Below are 17,483 nucleotides of genomic sequence, written 5' to 3'. Positions count from 1 at the left end.
GCGTCAGCCCGCTGCAGTTTCGGTATCGGTATCGGCCTTGTGCCGCGCGGCGCCGGAGCCCGCCTGTTCCTGCTGCTGCATCCACACGCGCAGCGACTTGGGCCGCATGTCGGTCCAGGTGGCGTCCACGTAGTCGAGCACGGTTTTCTTGTCGCCCTTCACGCCCTCCACGGCGGTCCAGCCGCCGGGCACGGCCTTCCAGTGCGGCCAGATGGAATACTGTTCCTCGTGGTTGACCAGAACGATGAAGGTTTCGTCTTCGCGGTCGAAGCAGCTTGTAGACATGCAGGCGTCCTTTATGCGGTTGAACATCGGTGAGGCCAGTACCGGATCGCGGCGACCCGGTACTGCGCCTCTGTTGAACATGACGTTCCGAATCCGAAACTGTTCACGCCGCGTGCGCGCCGGTTCCGGGTCATGCGCGGGGCTGCACCGTTCAATGGTGATCCAGCAGCGAGCGGTGGACATGGATGGCCTTGCAGGCATCGGCAATCCTGGCGTTCACCAGGCCCAGCGCACACTCCATGTGCTCGGCGATCTGGCGCTGGGTGAGGCCCTTGATGCGGTACAGCTCGAAGGTCTCGCGGGTCTTGGGCGGCACCTCGTCCAGGGCCCGGTCGATCAGGCGTATGGCCTGGGACTCGAACAAAAGGCGCTCGGGCGAGCGGCTGTCCGGTATCTCCAGCGTCTCCACATCCACGCCGTGGGTGCGGTAGCTGTTCTCGCGCTCCTGGCGGCGCAGGTAGTCCAGCGCCATGTTGCAGACGGCGCGCGTCCAGTAGGCGGCAGGCTTGGCGATCTCGGCATCGCTGCGCATCTCGGCAACGCGCAGATAGGTGTCCTGCACGGCGTCGTCGGCCAGTTCGGGATTCCTGAGAATTCTTCGCGCGACCCTCACCAACTGTCCACGCGAAGCAATGAAAACCTCTTCCAGCGAAGAATGTGTGTGATTCAAGGACACGATGCAGTTCCTCTCGCAAGCTAGGCAAGAACGTCAAGGGGAAATGTCGACCGCAGGTCGATGGACTGCCGGCGCGCCGCCCGTGCAAAAAGGACGGGAACGGGACTCGGCACAGGCGGAAAGCGGCGGCACGACCGCTGACCGCAGGGCATCAGTGCACGCCGATGCGCATCGGCGTGACTTGGGGAGACGGGCCTTAGATCGGCCTCATACCGGCTTCATGGCGGCTTCATGGCGGCGGCCGACCTCGCCGGGCCCATGCGTCCTGGAACAGGATCGGCAAGGGCTGTGCGGCCTTGCAGACGTGCTGAAACTTGAACCGGGACCAAGGCATGCAGTGGTGCTCCTTTAACGTTTTCCAGAACATGAAATGAGAAGCATTAACAGCTCCGGCGACAAAACCGGGTCTGGATCGGCATCTCGTACCTGTCTGGAAGACGTCCCGCCAAGGTAAACGAAGACACGGCTATCGGCATTGGAAAATCGGCAGCCGGTGCCTATGGATTCCCGTCCCCATGGCTTTCCCTCGCCATGGATGATGGGCCTGGATCATGACGGACTGGTGATGCCCCAAGCGCAGCGCGGGGGGCACCGAAGGGCTGGGTGCGCAGGCAGGAAAAGCGAAAGGAGCGCAGCCTGCTGCTGCAACCTGCAGACGAAAAAAAAGCCACCTTGCGGTGGCTTCTTGTCTGTGCAGACGCTTGGTTTGCACAAGGAATCTGGCGGAGTGGACGGGACTCGAACCCGCGACCCCCGGCGTGACAGGCCGGTATTCTAACCAACTGAACTACCACTCCTGGCAGACAGCTTTTGCGCTCTTTCGAGCCAAGTGCTGCAAACTTGGCGACCCTACGGGGATTCGAACCCCGGTACTCACCGTGAAAGGGTGATGTCCTAGGCCTCTAGACGATAGGGTCAATCCTAGAACTTGCGTAAATACTCAAGTCTCAATTTTTGGTGGAGGTAAACGGGATCGAACCGATGACCTCTTGCATGCCATGCAAGCGCTCTCCCAGCTGAGCTATACCCCCTTGCTGCAACGTTGCACTGCTTCGTTGCTGCGATTCAAAAATTGTAGCACAGCGTTTTTGGGGCAATTCCGGAATGCATGACTTTTTTATGTCGCCCTGCATTCCGGCGCCCTGCTCAAGCCCGGGTCAGGCCAGGCTTTGCCCATCGCGTATGCGGTGGATCTCGGCGATGTCCACCACCCAGACCAGGCCGTCGCCGACCTGGCCCGAATGGCAGGCCGTGGTGATGGCCGCACGGATAGGCTCGACCATGGAGGCCTCGGCCAGCACGCAGACCATGATCTTGTCGGAGAAGTCGGTCAACTCCTCCTTCACGCTGCGCTTGTCGATGGCGGCCGGGGCCGTGAAGCCCTCGGCACGGAACAGCGTCACGCCGGGGAAGTTGGGAATGGCACGCAGCGCGTCGCGCAGGCGCTCCAGGCGGCTGGGGCGCACGATGGCCCGGATTTCCTTCATGGTCATTGCAGTGTCTCCTTCATCAGGCTTCCAGCGGTTTTTCGTCAAACCAGCGGTACAGGGTCGGCAACACCACCAGCGTAAGCAGGGTGGACGAGATCAGGCCACCGATCACGACGATGGCCAGCGGGCGTTGCACCTCCGAGCCGGGGCCGGTGGCGAACAGGAAGGGCACCAGGCCCAGCAGCGCGACGGTGGCCGTCATCATCACGGGGCGGAAGCGCTGCACGCAGCCTTCGCGCACGGCCTCGGCCACGTCCATTCCATCCTCGCGCAGCTTGCGGATGCAGCTGACCAGCACCACGCCGTTGAGCACCGCAATGCCCCACAGCGCAATGAAGCCCACCGATGCCGGCACGCTCACGTATTCGCCCGTGACGAACAGGCCTATCAGTCCCCCGATGGAGGCGAAGGGCAGCACCAGGATGATCAGCCCGGCCAGCTTGACCGAATTGAACAGAACGAACAGCAGGAAGAAGATGGCCACGATGGTCAGCGGCACGATCACCTGCAGCGTGCCCATGGCGCGCTCCATGTTCTCGAACTGGCCGCCGTACTTGAAGTAGTAGCCGTCGGGCAACTGCACTTCCTTGTCGATGCGCTGCTGCACTTCGGTCACGAAGCCGCCCAGGTCGCGCCCTTCCACGTTGGCGCCCACAACCACGCGGCGCTTGCCGCCTTCGCGGCTGATCTGCGCGGGTCCGTCCACCAGTTCGATGCGGGCCACGCTGTTGAGCGGAACCTGCGCGCCGGTGCTGGTGGTCAGCAAGGTGGCGCCGACAGCCTGGGGCGAGCCACGGAAGGGCTCGGGGAAGCGCACGACCACGTTGTAGCGGCGCTCGCCCTCGTAGACCGTGGTCACGTCCTTGCCGCCGATGGCCGACTCGATCACGCCCTGCACGTCGGTGACGTTCAGGCCGTGGCGGGCAATGGCCTTGCGGTCGATATCCACCGTGAGCGCCTGCTGGCCCGACAGCCGCTCGACACGGATGTCGGTGCTGCCCGGCACGCTCTTGAGGATGCGGGCCACCTGTTCGGAGACATCGCGCAGATCGTCCAGCTCGTCGCCGAAGACCTTGATGGCCAGTTGCGAGCGCACGCCCGTGACCATTTCATCCACGCGCTCGGAGATCGGCTGGGACAGCACGATCTGCACGCCCGGGATCGAGGACAGGCGCTGGCGGATGTCTTCGTCGATCTCGTCCTGGGTGCGGTCGGACTCGGGGTCCAGCAGCACGATGGGGTCGGACTCGTTGGGGCCTGCGGGATCGGCCGGCGATTCACCGCGCCCGAGCTTGGAGACCACGCTGAGCACGCCGGGCACCTCGGCCACGGCCTTCATCGCCGCCATTTCCATGCGGATGGACTCGTCCAGCGAGATGCTGGGCACGCGGTTGATCTGCGGCGTCAGCGCGCCCTCCTTCATGGTGGGCATGAAGGACTTGCCCAGCAGCGGGAACAGTCCCAGCGAGCCCAGCAGCAGCGCCACGGCCACGGCCAGCGTGGCGCGGTTGCGCGCGGTGGCCAGGTCCAGCAGGCGCAGGTAGTGGCGCTTGAGGAAGGCGATCAGGCGCGTGTCATGGTCCGCGCCGCCCTTGAGGAAGTACGAGCACAGCACGGGCGACAGGAACAGCGACACGGCCAGCGAGACCGCCAGCGAGATCGCGATGGTCAGCGCCAGCGGGCCGAACATCTTGCCCTCGATGCCCTGCAGCGTCATCAGCGGCAGGAACACCAGGATGATGATGGCGATGCCGAAGATGGTGGGCGTGGCCACCTCGGTGGTGGCCGAGAGCACGGTGCGCACGCGTGCGCCCATGCTGTCGCCGGCCTGGCCGAGCTTGTGGAACACGTTCTCCACCACCACCACGGTGGCATCGACCATGAGGCCGATGGCGATCGCCAGCCCTCCCAGCGACATGAGGTTGGCCGAGATGCCCCAGCGGTTCATCATGATGAAGGTGGTCAGCGGCGTGATGATCAGCGTGGCCACCACGATCAGGCTGGAGCGCACGTCACCCAGGAAGACGAAGAGCACCACGACCACGAGCAGGATGCCCTCGATCAGCACCTTGCCCACGGTCCACAGCGCCGAGTCGACCAGGTCGGTACGGTCGTAGTAGGGAACGATCTGCAGGCCGCCGGGCAGCATGCCCTTGGAGTTGATCTCCTGCACGCGCTCCTTCACGCGGGTGACGACTTCCTTGGCATTGCCGCCGCGCATCATCAGCACGATGCCGGAGACGCCTTCGGTATAGCCGCCCTTGATGATGGCGCCCTGGCGCACTTCCTGGCCCAGCTGGACCTCGGCCACATCGCGCACGAAGACCGGCACGCCGCCATCCTGCTTGAGAACGATGTTGCCGATGTCCTCCAGCGACTGGATCAGGCCCACGGCGCGGATCAGGTACTGCTCGGTGACCTGGGGCAGGATGCCGCCGCTGGCGTTGGCGTTGTTGTCGGCGATGGCCTGGACCACATGGCGCACGGACAGGCCGTAGTGGCGCAGCCGGCCGGGATCGACCTCCACCTGGTACTGCTTGACGTAGCCGCCCTGCGAATTGATTTCGGCCACGCCGGGAATGGAGCGCAGCAGCGGGCGCGCCACCCAGTCCTGGATGGTGCGGCGCTCGGTCAGCTCCTCGGGCGTGAGGGCCCGTTTGCCGTCGTCGGGATGGTCCAGCGTGTACTGGTAGACCTCGCCCAGGCCCGTGGACACCGGCCCCAGCACGGGGATGATGCCTTCGGGCATGCGCGGCGTGACCTCCATCAGCCGCTCGGTGACGAGCTGGCGCGCAAAGTACACGTCGGTGGTATCGGTGAAGACCAGGGTGATGATGGACAGGCCGCTCTTGTTGAGCGAGCGCATCTCCACCAGGCCCGGCATGCCGGTCATGGCGATTTCCAGCGGCACGGTCACGAAGCGCTCGATTTCCTCGGGCGAGCGGCCTGGCGCCTCGGTAGCGACCTGGACCTGGACGTTGGTCACGTCAGGAAAGGCGTCCACCGACAGATTCATGGCGGCGCGCAGGCCAAAGCCGCACAGCACCAGCGAGAGCACGATCACGATGAGTCGCTGGCTCAGTGCGGCCCGGATCATGGAAGCGATCATGGGCTTACTCCAGCTCTGCGCGCTTGCGCTCGTTGTTCAGGTGGAAGGCGCCCGTGGTGACGATGACCGTGCCATCGGCCACGCCCTTGTTCACGGGACGCATGCCGCCGCTGGCGGTGCCCAGCTCGACGGGCGTGAGGCGGTAGTGGTTCTCGCCCTTCTTGACGAAGACATGGTCGCGGTCGTTCTCGCGCACCACGGCCTCGGCCGGCACGGCCAGCAGCTGGCGCACCTCGCCCTGGATGCGCATGGTGGCCAGCATCTGGGGCTTGAGGTCGCGCTCGGTGTTGTCCACCTGGGTGCGGATGGTGACGGTGCGGGTCTCGGGCGTCACGGTGTCGCCCACATGCACGATCTGGCCGGACAGCACGCGCTCGCCCAGGGCGGGCACGGCGATCTCCACGGCCTGGCCGGCGCGCACGCCGCTGGCCATCTGCTCGGGAATCGCGCCCACCACCCAGACGCTGCTCAGGTCGGCCACGGTGAACAGCGGATCACCGGGCTGGGTCACCTGGCCGGAGCTGACCTTGCGCTCGATCACCACGCCGGCCCCTGTGGACAGCACGGCCGCATGCGACTGCAGCGTGCCCTTGTCGCGCAGCTGGGCGATGGCGCTGTCGGGAATGCCGATCAGGCGCAACTGGTCGCCAGCAGCGCGCTGCTCGGCACGGGCAATCGACAGCTCGGACTCGCGGCGCTGCAGCTCGGCCGAGCCGATGACGTCGGCGGCGATCAGCTGGCGCGCGCGCTCCACGCCGCGCTCGGCCAGCGTGGCGGCGGAGTGTGCACGCAGATAGGCAAGCTGGGCGGTGGTCAGCTCGGGGCTGGCCACGCGGGCCAGCACCTGTCCCGCGCGCACGCGGTCGCCCACTTCGACCAGCACCTCGGTCACGCGCCCCGTGGCGGCCGCGCCAATGCGGGTGACCTGGCGCTCATTGGCCTCGATGCGGCCGGACACCTCCTGCAGCAGCGCGATCTGCGCCTGCGCCACGGGCTTGACGGCGAAGTTGGGAGCCATCTCGGCGGTCACACGGACCTCCATCGGATCCTGCTCCTGGGCAGCGGCCGCTGCGTGCGCCGCCTTGGCTTCGGCCTCTTCGTTCTTGCCGCAGGCGCTCAGCGCCAGCGTTGCGGCCAGCAGGCCGGCCAGGGCCAGGGAGTTCACCAAGGTGCTGCTGCCTGCGCGGGCGGCGATGGGTTTCGGATGCATATTCAAGGACATGTTCGTTTCTGATTTCGGGTGTGAGGCAGGGACGGCGCGCTTCACAGCGCGGACGGATCGTCGTAGCGGCCCGCGAGGTATTCGAGCTGTATGCGCGCCGCCTGCAGCTGGTAGCGCGCATCGAGCAGGTCTGCACGGATGGAGCGCAGCACGCGCTGCGCATCGAGCACATCGAGAATGCCGCGCTCGCCGAAGCGGTAGGCGGCCTCGGCCACGCGCAGGGCCGACTCGGCCTCGCGCACCGAACCCTGGCTCAGTGCCTGGGTGCGCAGTCGTGCCATCTCCAGCTCCTTCCAGGCCTGCAGCGTCTGCTGGCGCAGCTCGATCTGCCGGCCTTCCAGCTGCAGACGCGCGCGCTCCAGCTCGGAGGCCGCCTCGTCGATGGGGCCGCGGTGCTGGTCGAGCAAGGGGATCTGAATGCTCACGCCCACCGTGTTCAGGCGCACGTCGGGCTCGCGCGTCTGGCCGTAGCGCAGCTCCACGCCCGGCCAGCGCGAAGCCTTTGCCCCATCAAGCCGCGCCTGGGCACGCTCGACCTCCGCCTTGAGCTGGCGCAGTTCGGGATGCTCCATGGGATCGATCTCGCCCATGTCCTCGATGCGCAGCGGGTCCTCCAGCGACACATCCAGGCGAAAGCGCACGGGCAGCTGGCCTGCGGCCAGGCGGCCCAGCGACAGCTGCGCCTGCTCGGCACGCAGCCTTGCGGTCTGCTCCTGCTGGCGCGCCTGGATGATTTCGGCATCGGCCTTGATGATTTCGTAGCGGGCCGCCTCGCCGCTGTCCACGCGGACGCGGACGCGCTCATGGGCCTGCTCCAGAAGGCGCACCGCCTCCTTGGCGGCCTCCACCTCCGCCTCGCGCAGCACCATTTCGTAGGCGCGCAGCCGCACCTGGGCCACCAGCGCATTGCGCGTGGTCGCCACGAAGTGCACCGACCCCTGCTCGCCTGCCTTGGCGGCCTCCACGCGCGCACCGCGCACGGCGGGGTTCTCGATGGGCAACGCCACGGCCCAGCCCTGCACCGTGCCGGCCGCCGCGCCGGGCACGCGGGCGCTGTTGCGGCCCTGGTTCCATTCAAGCTTGGGATTGGGCAGCGCCGAGGCGCTGACCACGCCTGCGCGCGCCGTGGTCCGCGACTGCTCGACGGCGCGCAGATCGGGGTTGTGGTCCAGCACGGCGCGAACGACCTCGTTCAGGCTCAGCTGGGGCAGGCGCTGTGCGGCGGCCGAAGCCGCGGAAGCCGCAGAAGCTGTCGATGCGGCCTTAGGCGTGACCGGTGCGCGGGCCGCTGCGGCCTCGGCAGCTGCAGCCGCGGCGGGTGCCGCCTGGGTCATGGGAGGCTGGGATGCCTGTGCCGAGGCACCGGCACCCCAGCCCACCAGCAGGCTGCAGATCGCGCCTTGCAAGGCCTTGCGCGAAAAGGATGGAAAACGAGCGGGGGCCATTCCCGCCAATACCGTTGGATTCACCATGGCATGCATCTGCCGCGAAACGACAGTCGAGGGGTTGAGTAAGAGATGGGCCCTCCCCTGCGGACAACGCGGGAACGGGCATGGCCGGGCCGTGCGCAGTCAGCGCGCGGACGACGGCATGGCATGCACGCCAGCAAGGCGCGCACGAGCAGTGATCAGGCAGTGGGATGCGTCAGCCGACAAGGGGCGCAAGGGGCGCAGGGCATGCCTGCGCCGCAATATGCGGTCAGCCGAGCAGGGAAGGTCTTGGAGGGCGCAGCAGCTGGCCCGGAGCGGGCGACAGGTGCGCCTGGGAATAGGTCGAAGGCGGGGCCCACAGCGACACCACCTGCACGGCGATGGGCTCGGGCGGCCAGTACATCTCGGCGGAGCGGTCCTCGCCACAGGCCAGCAGGGCCAGCAGCTGGCGGGTGTTGCCGCCGTGTGCCGTCAGCTCGGCAAACTCCGTCTCGTCGTCTTCCTCGACTTCCGCGAGTTCTTCGAGGAATTCCTCATCGATGGTCACGATGGGGTGGTGCGCCAGCAAGCCATCGCTTTCCAGTCCATCGGACGATGCCGACGCCGCCACCTGTCCACAGAAGATGGACAACAGCATCAGCAAGGAAAACAGGAACGATGGCGCAAGGCGCATGGGGCGAGACGAAGGCGGGAGCAGTGAAAGTGAATGTCCCGTGATCGGGACACCATCTATTGTTACGAATGTTGAGGCAAAGTTCCGGGTTTGCCCTTAAAAAATCTGTGGCAAAGCCCGCTTTTCGCACATGCTTGCCTGCTGCCAAGCGAAAGCGAGGCAGCCATGCAGGCGAGCTGCACGCGGCAGAAACAAAAAAGCCACCTTGCGGTGGCTTCTTGTCTGTGCAGACGCTGGGTTTGCACAAGGAATCTGGCGGAGTGGACGGGACTCGAACCCGCGACCCCCGGCGTGACAGGCCGGTATTCTAACCAACTGAACTACCACTCCTGGCAGACAGCTTTTGCGCTCTTTCGAGCCAAGTGCTGCAAACTTGGCGACCCTACGGGGATTCGAACCCCGGTACTCACCGTGAAAGGGTGATGTCCTAGGCCTCTAGACGATAGGGTCAATCCTAGAACTTGCGTAAAAACCCAAGTCTCAATTTTGGTGGAGGTAAACGGGATCGAACCGATGACCTCTTGCATGCCATGCAAGCGCTCTCCCAGCTGAGCTATACCCCCAAAAATCCGATACTGGCGGAGTGGACGGGACTCGAACCCGCGACCCCCGGCGTGACAGGCCGGTATTCTAACCAACTGAACTACCACTCCTGGCAGGCTGCTTTTGTGCTCTTGCGAGCCAAGTGCCGCAAACTTGGCGACCCTACGGGGATTCGAACCCCGGTACTCACCGTGAAAGGGTGATGTCCTAGGCCTCTAGACGATAGGGTCACAGCCTATGATCCGCCGATAAAAAAGCGCCTTCGTTTTTCAAAGGCGCTTACATACCAAGCGGCAAATTTTGGCGGAGTGGACGGGACTCGAACCCGCGACCCCCGGCGTGACAGGCCGGTATTCTAACCAACTGAACTACCACTCCTGGCAGACAGCTTTTGCGCTCTTTCGAGCCAAGTGCTGCAAACTTGGCGACCCTACGGGGATTCGAACCCCGGTACTCACCGTGAAAGGGTGATGTCCTAGGCCTCTAGACGATAGGGTCAATCCTAGAACTTGCGTAAATACTCAAGTCTCAATTTTTGGTGGAGGTAAACGGGATCGAACCGATGACCTCTTGCATGCCATGCAAGCGCTCTCCCAGCTGAGCTATACCCCCTTCATGCTGCAATCGCTGCTTCTTGTTAGTTGCTGCGTTTGCATCAGAGACTCGAATTATAGACAGGTTTTTAGCGGTTTTTCAAACGGGCCAGAATTTTTTCACGACCCAGCAGCTCCAGCACCGCGTCCACCGAAGGCGTGTGCGCCGTGCCCAGCGTCAGCACGCGCACCGGCATGGCCAGTTGCGGCATCTTCAGGCCCTGGGCCTTGAGCACTTCCTTGATCAGGGCGGCAATGGCTTCCTTGCTCCACTCCACCGAGGCGATGCCTTCGGCGAAGGCGTCCAGGGCGGGCGCCACGGCGTCGGTCACATGCTTGGCCAGGTCTTCGGCGTTGCGGTCGAAGGCGTCCACATAGAACAGGCGCACCCAGGCGGCCAGATCGACCAGGGTTTCGCAGCGGTCCTTGAACAGGGCGCAGATGCGCGGCAGGCGGTCATCGGCATCGAGCAGCGCCTGGTCCAGGCCGGTCTTGAGCACGAAGGGGCGCACCAGCTCTGCCAGGGCCGCATCGTCCAGCGCCTTCAGGTGCTGGGCATTGACCCAGCGCAGCTTGGCCTCGTCGAACTGCCCTGCGCTGCGACCCAGATGGTCGAGGTTGAACCACTCCAGGAACTGGGCGCGGCTGAAGATTTCGTCGTCGCCATGGCTCCAGCCCAGGCGGGCCAGGTAGTTGACCATGGCGTCGGGCAGGTAGCCTTCGTCGCGGTACTGGGTGACGGCCTTGGCGCCGTTGCGCTTGCTCATCTTCTCGCCCTGTTCGTTGAGCACGGTGGGCAGGTGGGCGAACACGGGCACGCTGGCGCCCAGCGCCTCGAAGATGTGGATCTGGCGCGGCGTGTTGTTGACGTGGTCGTCGCCACGGATGACATGGGTAATGGCCATGTCCATATCGTCCACGCAGACGCAGAAGTTGTAGGTGGGCGTGCCATCGGGGCGCGCGATCACCAGGTCGTCCAGCTCGCTGTTCTGGAACTCGATGCGGCCCTTGCATTTGTCTTCCCAGGCCACGACGCCGCCCTGCGGCGTCTTGAAGCGCAGCACGGGGCGCACGCCTTCGGGCACGGGCGGCAGCACCTTGCCTTCTTCAGGGCGCCAGGTGCCGTCGTAGCGCGGCTTTTCCTTGTTGGCCATCTGGCGCTCGCGCAGGGCGTCGAGTTCTTCCACGCTCATGTAGCAGGGGTAGACATGGCCCGAGGCCTGCAGGCCGGCCAGCACCTCCTTGTAGCGGTCCATGCGCTGCATTTGATAGAACGGACCTTCGTCATGGTCCAGCTGCAGCCAGGCCATGCCTTCGATGATCACGTCCACCGAGGCCTGGGTGGAACGCTCCACGTCGGTGTCTTCGATGCGCAGGATGAAATCACCACCCGTGGCGCGCGCGAAGGCCCAGGGATACAGGGCCGAGCGGATGTTGCCCAGGTGGATGAAGCCCGTGGGAGACGGGGCAAAACGGGTTCGTACTTTTTGTGTCATTGCAGGGTATCCAGTCCGCGGGACAGATCGTTCTTGATGTCGCCCAGGTATTCCAGTCCGACGGAGATGCGCAGCAGGCCCTGGCCGATGCCGGCGGCACGGCGCTGCTCTTCGCTCAGGCGGCCATGCGAGGTGCTGGCCGGGTGGGTGATGGTGGTCTTGACGTCGCCCAGGTTGGCCGTGATCGAGCACACCAGGGTGCTGTCGGCCACATGGAAGGCGTTGGCGCGCAGCTGTTCGGCGCCCTCGCCCACCACGTCGAAGGACAGCACGCCGCCGCCCATGCCGTTTTGCTGGCGCATGGCCAGCTCGTGCTGCGGGTGGCTGGCCAGGCCCGGGTAGTAGACACGGGCGACCTTGGGATGGGCCTCCAGCCAGGTGGCCAGCTCCAGCGCGGCGGCGCTTTGCGCCTTGACGCGCAGGGACAGCGTCTCCAGGCCCTTGAGCACCACCCAGGCGTTGAACGGCGCCAGGTTCAGGCCGCCGCTGCGCAGGAAGGTGCCCATGACCTTGTCCACCAGTGCCGTCGTGCCACAGACCGCGCCCGACATGACGCGGCCCTGCCCGTCCAGCAGCTTGGTGCCGGAGTGCACGACCAGGTCGGCACCGAACTGCGCGGGCCGCTGCAGCGCGGGCGAGGCAAAGCTGTTGTCCACCGCCAGCAGCGCGCCATGGGCGTGCGCCAGTTCGGCCAGCGCGGCGATGTCGCACAGGTCGGTCAGCGGGTTGGTCGGCGTCTCGGCGAACAGCAATCGCGTATTGGGACGGATGGCGGCCTTCCAGGCCTGCACATCGGTCTGCGAGACAAAGCTGGTCTCGATGCCGAAGCGCGCCATCTCGCCGCCCAGCAGCTTGATGGTGGAGCCGAACATGGACTGCGAGCAGATCACATGGTCGCCCGCCTTGAGCGTGGTCAGCGCCACCAGCAAGATGGCCGACATGCCGGTGGACGTGGCCACGGCGCATTCCGTGCCTTCCATGGCAGCCAGGCGCTGCTCGAAGCTGGTCACCGTGGGGTTAGAGGTGCGGCTGTAGGTGTAGCCGGGCTCTTCGTTGGCGAAGCGGCGCGCTGCCGTTGCGCAGTCAGGCTGCACGAAGCTGCTGGTCATGTACAGGGCTTCGCTGTGCTCGCCCCACTGGCTTCGTTCCACGGCCACGCGCAGGGCCAGCGTATCGGGGTGCAGGCCTTCGGGAAGTGTCTTGTTCGTCACGTTGATGGTCCTTGGGGTCGGGCGCGGCCCGCCGATGGCGGCGGTGCCCGGAAAAAAGGAGCTAGAAACACTTGTCACCTGGGGACTTGCTGGGCGTTGCAGCCTGCAGTCCTCCAGCACCAGCGCTTTTAGCTCATTTGTCAAAAAAGGGCGGGCCTCAGGCCCGCCCCCGTATTGTCACTGAAGCCCGATCGCTCTGACTCAGGCTCGGGCTCGGGCTCAGGCTTCCTGGGCGTTGGGCAGGGACAGGCGCGAGGCGTCGCTGGACTCTTCCTCGCCGCCGCGGTTGCGGCCTTCATTGAGTGCCGTGACTTCGTCCTCGGAGATGTCGCCCGTGATGTAGACGCCGTCGAAGCACGAGGCCTCGAAGCCCTGCACCTGCGGGTTGATCTTGCCCACGGTCTGCTTCATGGCGGCCACGTCCTGGTAGATCAGCGCGTCGGCACCGATGACCTGGCGGATTTCCTCGACCGTGCGGCCATGCGCCACCAGTTCGGCGCGCGTGGGCATGTCGATGCCGTAGACGTTGGGATGGCGCACCGGAGGCGCTGCCGAGGCCAGGTAGACCTTGACGGCACCGGCATCACGCGCCATCTGCACGATTTCCTTGGAGGTGGTGCCGCGCACGATGGAGTCATCCACCAGCAGCACCTTGCGGCCCTTGAACTCGCTGCCGATGGCGTTGAGCTTCTGGCGCACCGATTTCTTGCGCGAGGACTGGCCCGGCATGATGAAGGTCCGGCCCACGTAGCGGTTCTTGACGAAGCCTTCGCGGTACGGAATGCCCAGCAGCTGGGCCAGCTGCATGGCGCTGGGGCGGCTGGATTCGGGAATCGGGATGATGGCGTCGATCTCGTTGGGAGGCACGGTGGAGACCACGCGCTTGGCCAGCGTCTCGCCCATGTTCAGGCGGGCCTGGTAGACGGAGATGCCATCCAGCACGGAGTCCGGGCGGGCCAGGTACACGTACTCGAACACGCAGGGGTGCAGCTCGCTCTTTTCAGAGCACTGGCGGGTTTCGACCTGGCCGTCACTGTGCACGAACACGGCCTCGCCCGGGGCGACATCGCGCTCGAGCTGGTGCAGCGTGCCTTCCAGGGCCACGGACTCGCTGGCCAGCATCACCGAGCCGTCGGCACCGCGGCCCATGCACAGGGGGCGGATGCCGAACGGGTCGCGGAAGGCCAGCAGGCCGTAGCCGGCGATCAGCGCGATCACCGCATACGAGCCCTTGATGCGCTTGTGCACGGCACTGACGGCCTGGAACACGTCTTCGCTCTTGAGCGGCGCGCCACTGCTGGCGCGGGCCAGCTCGTGGGCCAGCACGTTGAGCAGGACTTCGGAGTCGCTCTCGGTATTGGTGTGGCGGTGGTCGGTGTCCGACAGCTCCTCGCGCAGCTGCTTGGCATTGGTGAGGTTGCCGTTGTGCACCATGACGATGCCGAAGGGCGCGTTCACGTAGAAGGGCTGGGCCTCTTCCTCGCTGGTCGCGTTGCCGGCCGTCGGGTAACGCACCTGACCCAGGCCCACCGTGCCCGGCAGGGCACGCATGTTGCGGGTGCGGAACACGTCGCGCACCATGCCCTTGGCCTTGTGCATGAAGAACTTGCGCTCCTGCTGGGTCACGATGCCTGCGGCATCCTGGCCACGGTGCTGCAGCAGCAGCAGGGCGTCATAGATCAGTTGATTCACGGGCGCGGTGCTGACTACACCAACGATTCCACACATAGTTGCGTTCCATCCGTTTGCGAAGGTCGCCCTTCGCTGTCTGGGCCGTAGCAGCCACCCATTGGCCACGCCTGCGCCCGATTTCTCTATCCAAACTGTTTCTGCCAGCCGACTCCTGCGCTGCAGCGCCTTGTCATGCAGCCGGCAGATAGCGTCCCCATTCCTGCGGCAGCTGCGGCAAAACCACAGCCAGCGCCTGCATCAGCCATGGCGCCAGGGCTGAATCCTGCCACCACTGCCCCTGGTGCAGCGGCGTGTAGCTGATCACCATCGTTGCCACCAGGGCCAGCAGCGCCCCGCGCAGCACGCCGAACAACGCGCCCAGCGTGCGGTCGACGGGCCTCAGGCCCACCGCCTCGATCAGCCGGCGCGACAGCCAGGACACCAGGCCCCAGCCGAACAGCGCCAGCACGAACAACAGCACAAAGCCTGCGGCGTAGCGCAGCTGCATGTCCCAGTCCTGCATGGGCAGCCACAGCGCCACATCGGCCGCCCAGATGCGGGCCACGACAAAGGCCACCAGCCAGCCCAGCAGAGACAGCACCTCGTACACCAGCCCGCGCCAGGCGCCAAGCAGCATCGAGGCCAGCACGCAGGCCAGCAAAACCCAGTCCACCGTGGACATACGCTATTTCTGTGCGCCCGTGCTGCTTTGCAAGATGTACGTCACCGCGTCAGAGCTTGATCACCGACGCCGGCAGGCCCTGGCCCTTGACGCGCGCCGCCGCCTTGTCGGCTTCGGCACGGCCGTTGAACGGGCCCACACGCACCCGCGTGCGCTTGCCGTCCTTGGTGTCCACCACCTGCGTGAAAGTCTTCAGGCCCGCCAGCTCCAGCTTGGCGCGGATTTCCTGGGCCTTGCCGGCGTCTGAGAAGGCACCGACCTGCACGATGAAGCGTTCGTCCGTCGCCGCGGCTGCCGTTGAAGCGGCGGGCGCGCTGCGTCCTTCCAGCAGGGCCCGGGCACGCGCGGCGTCGTCGCTCCTGGACGGCTCGGGCTTGGGTTCGGGCTTTGGCTTGGGCTCGGGTTTCGGTTCGGGCTTGGGCTCCGGCTTGTGTTCGGGCTTCGGCTGCTCAGGCTTGGGCTTGGGTTCCGGCTTGGGCTCGGGTTTGGTCTCAGGCCTGGCGGCGGGCTTGGGCTCCGGCTTTGCCTCGGGCTTCGCTTCAGGCTTGACCGGAGCCACCTGGGAAACGGGAGGCGCCACAGGCACGGACGGCACGGACGGCGCCGAAGGCCTGCCCATGGGAACCTCTTCCTCATCGGCACCCAGCGAGGCCTGGGCCGACACGCGGCCCGTCGGCGCAGCCGCGCCATGCGAATGGGCATCCACGGCATTGGCGCCGGGCACGACCAGGGGCGCAACCTTGTCGCGGTCAGGAATCTCGATGGGGATGTCTACGGGAATCGGACGCGGCTGGGTGTCGAACAGCAGGGGGAAACCCACCACGCCCGCCAGGACCAGCACGGCAGCGCCGATGAGGCGGTGGCGCGCCCGGCGGCGCATGACATCGACGCTTTCCGCCTGTCCCAGCCGTGTGGGCCGCCTCGATGCGGACGACGAATCACCGTCGTCTTTTTTGCCGGGCCAACGAAAATTGAAAAATGCCATGGAGTGCGGACTCGTTCATATCGGCCACCACAGCGGCCACGATGGCCGCCTGCGGTGCGGATCACTGGATTCAGGTGCCCAGATGCTTGGCGTTCAGCCGGGGCGGGCCGTCCTGCAGCACGCCGCCCACCGTGAAGAACGAGCCAAAGACCACGATTCTATCAGTGGGACCTGCGGCCAGAACCGCTGCATCCAGCGCCAGCTGCGGGTTTGCGAAGGTGGCCACCGACAGCTCGCGGGGCACGCCGGGCGCGGGCGGCAGGGCTTCGATCTTCTGGCGCAGCACTTCGGCGCTTTCGGCACGCGGCGTGGGCAGGTCGGTCAGGTACCAGCGGTCGATCAGCGGTGCGATCCTGCCCAGCATGGGCGCCAGGTCCTTGTCGTGCATGGCGCCGAACACCGCATGCGTGCAGGGGAAGTAACCCATGGCGTCGAGGTTGGCCGTCAGCGCCGCCACCGAATGCGGGTTGTGCGCCACGTCCAGCACCAGCGTGGGCTGGCCCGGAATGATCTGGAAACGCCCTGGCAGCTCGACCATGGCCAGCCCCGTGCGCACGGCCTGGGCCGTGACCGGAAGGCGGCTGCGAATGGCTTCGAGCGCGGCCAGCGCACCCGATGCATTGACCAGCTGGTTGGCGCCGCGCAGCGCCGGATAGGCCAGACCCGCATAGCGCCGCCCGCGTCCGGCCCAGCCCCACTGCTGCTTGTCGCCCGAGAAATTGAAGTCCTGGCCCAGGCGCCAGAGATCGGCACCAATGGCCTGGGCATGGTCCAGCACGCTTTGCGGCGGCATTGGATCGCTGACCACCACCGGCCGGCCGGCGCGCATGATGCCGGCCTTCTCGCGGCCGATGCTCTCGCGGTCCGGGCCCAGGAATTCCACATGGTCGATGTCGATGCTGGTGATGACGGCGCAATCGGCGTCGATCACGTTCGTGGCATCCAGCCGCCCACCCAGCCCCACTTCGAGAATCGCCACATCCAGCCTGGACTGGCTCATCAGCCGCAGGATGGCCAGCGTGGTGAATTCGAAATAGGTGAGCGCCACTTCCGTGCCCTGCACGCGCGCCTGTTCCACGGCCTCGAACTGCGGCAGCAGCTCGGCGGCCTTCACGATCTCGCCGCCCACGCGGCAGCGCTCCTCGAAATGCACCAGATGCGGCGATGTGTAGACGCCGGGACGAAAGCCCGACTGCAGCGCCACGGCCTCCAGCATGGCGCAGGTCGAGCCCTTGCCATTGGTGCCCGCCACCGTGATCACGGGGCAGTCGAAACGCAGGTCCAGGCGCTGGGCGACTTCGCGCACGCGATCCAGGCCCAGCGCGATATTCTTGGGGTGCAGGCGCTCGCAATATGCGAGCCATGCATCCAATGTGGGAAATGAGGTGTGCATACTGCGCGCTATTGTTACCCAGGG

13 protein-coding genes and 11 tRNA genes are annotated in these 17,483 nt (G+C 65.8%); all 24 read right to left on the bottom strand.

From position 1 onward, the window contains the following. Positions 1-3: 3 nt before the first annotated feature. A complete protein-coding gene (locus DELCS14_RS10555; RefSeq protein ID WP_013801595.1) occupies positions 4-285 on the bottom strand; it encodes an MbtH family NRPS accessory protein in 282 nt (93 codons plus the stop codon). 151 nt (positions 286-436) lie between these two features. Beyond that, complete coding sequence (locus DELCS14_RS10550) at positions 437-961, bottom strand: sigma-70 family RNA polymerase sigma factor (RefSeq protein WP_013801594.1); 525 nt, start codon at positions 959-961, stop codon at positions 437-439. Between the two features lie 720 nt (positions 962-1,681). After that, a tRNA-Asp gene (locus DELCS14_RS10545) sits at positions 1,682-1,758 on the bottom strand. Between the two features lie 44 nt (positions 1,759-1,802). Continuing rightward, positions 1,803-1,878: transfer RNA gene (locus DELCS14_RS10540), tRNA-Glu, on the bottom strand. A 38-nt stretch (positions 1,879-1,916) separates the two neighbouring features. Further along, a tRNA-Ala gene (locus tag DELCS14_RS10535) sits at positions 1,917-1,992 on the bottom strand. Between the two features lie 126 nt (positions 1,993-2,118). After that, positions 2,119-2,454, bottom strand: coding sequence for a P-II family nitrogen regulator (locus DELCS14_RS10530; RefSeq protein WP_013801593.1), 336 nt, complete (start codon positions 2,452-2,454; stop codon positions 2,119-2,121). Positions 2,455-2,470: 16 nt separating this feature from the next. Further along, positions 2,471-5,560, bottom strand: a complete 3,090-nt coding sequence (locus DELCS14_RS10525) for a CusA/CzcA family heavy metal efflux RND transporter (protein ID WP_013801592.1) — start codon at positions 5,558-5,560, stop codon at positions 2,471-2,473. A gap of 4 nt (positions 5,561-5,564) precedes the next feature. Then, positions 5,565-6,782, bottom strand: a complete 1,218-nt coding sequence (locus DELCS14_RS10520; RefSeq protein WP_013801591.1) for an efflux RND transporter periplasmic adaptor subunit — start codon at positions 6,780-6,782, stop codon at positions 5,565-5,567. Positions 6,783-6,823: 41 nt separating this feature from the next. Then, positions 6,824-8,254: a TolC family protein gene (locus DELCS14_RS10515; protein WP_013801590.1), complete on the bottom strand. Its 1,431-nt coding sequence runs from the start codon at positions 8,252-8,254 to the stop codon at positions 6,824-6,826. A 226-nt stretch (positions 8,255-8,480) separates the two neighbouring features. Next, positions 8,481-8,849 (bottom strand): hypothetical protein, encoded by a 369-nt coding sequence (locus DELCS14_RS10510; protein ID WP_224986538.1) that lies wholly within the window; start codon positions 8,847-8,849, stop codon positions 8,481-8,483. Positions 8,850-9,138: 289 nt separating this feature from the next. Beyond that, positions 9,139-9,215: transfer RNA gene (locus tag DELCS14_RS10505), tRNA-Asp, on the bottom strand. Positions 9,216-9,259: 44 nt separating this feature from the next. Then, positions 9,260-9,335 (bottom strand) — tRNA-Glu (locus tag DELCS14_RS10500). A gap of 37 nt (positions 9,336-9,372) precedes the next feature. Beyond that, a tRNA-Ala gene (locus DELCS14_RS10495) sits at positions 9,373-9,448 on the bottom strand. A gap of 13 nt (positions 9,449-9,461) precedes the next feature. Continuing rightward, positions 9,462-9,538 (bottom strand) — tRNA-Asp (locus DELCS14_RS10490). A 44-nt stretch (positions 9,539-9,582) separates the two neighbouring features. Next, positions 9,583-9,658 (bottom strand) — tRNA-Glu (locus DELCS14_RS10485). A 71-nt stretch (positions 9,659-9,729) separates the two neighbouring features. Next, positions 9,730-9,806: transfer RNA gene (locus DELCS14_RS10480), tRNA-Asp, on the bottom strand. Between the two features lie 44 nt (positions 9,807-9,850). After that, positions 9,851-9,926, bottom strand: a tRNA-Glu gene (locus DELCS14_RS10475). Positions 9,927-9,964: 38 nt separating this feature from the next. Beyond that, positions 9,965-10,040, bottom strand: a tRNA-Ala gene (locus tag DELCS14_RS10470). Positions 10,041-10,110: 70 nt separating this feature from the next. Beyond that, on the bottom strand, positions 10,111-11,517 hold the full coding sequence (gene gltX, locus DELCS14_RS10465; protein ID WP_013801589.1) for a glutamate--tRNA ligase: 1,407 nt from the start codon (positions 11,515-11,517) through the stop codon (positions 10,111-10,113). Further along, a complete protein-coding gene (locus tag DELCS14_RS10460; RefSeq protein WP_013801588.1) occupies positions 11,514-12,728 on the bottom strand; it encodes an O-succinylhomoserine sulfhydrylase in 1,215 nt (404 codons plus the stop codon). Before DELCS14_RS10460 ends, gltX begins: the two co-directional genes overlap by 4 nt. A 219-nt stretch (positions 12,729-12,947) precedes the next feature. Next, on the bottom strand, positions 12,948-14,456 hold the full coding sequence (gene purF, locus DELCS14_RS10455; protein WP_012206568.1) for an amidophosphoribosyltransferase: 1,509 nt from the start codon (positions 14,454-14,456) through the stop codon (positions 12,948-12,950). 133 nt (positions 14,457-14,589) lie between these two features. After that, positions 14,590-15,081, bottom strand: coding sequence for a CvpA family protein (locus DELCS14_RS10450; protein WP_012206569.1), 492 nt, complete (start codon positions 15,079-15,081; stop codon positions 14,590-14,592). A gap of 49 nt (positions 15,082-15,130) precedes the next feature. After that, positions 15,131-16,066, bottom strand: coding sequence for an SPOR domain-containing protein (locus DELCS14_RS10445; RefSeq protein ID WP_013801587.1), 936 nt, complete (start codon positions 16,064-16,066; stop codon positions 15,131-15,133). Between the two features lie 70 nt (positions 16,067-16,136). Further along, positions 16,137-17,459 (bottom strand): bifunctional tetrahydrofolate synthase/dihydrofolate synthase, encoded by a 1,323-nt coding sequence (gene folC / locus DELCS14_RS10440; protein ID WP_013801586.1) that lies wholly within the window; start codon positions 17,457-17,459, stop codon positions 16,137-16,139. Positions 17,460-17,483 lie beyond the last annotated feature (24 nt).

The organism is Delftia sp. Cs1-4 (genome assembly GCF_000214395.1).
Lineage (GTDB): Bacteria > Pseudomonadota > Gammaproteobacteria > Burkholderiales > Burkholderiaceae_C > Comamonas > Comamonas acidovorans.
Note: the sequence above shows the minus strand (reverse complement) of the source record. Positions and strands in the feature narration are given on the sequence as shown.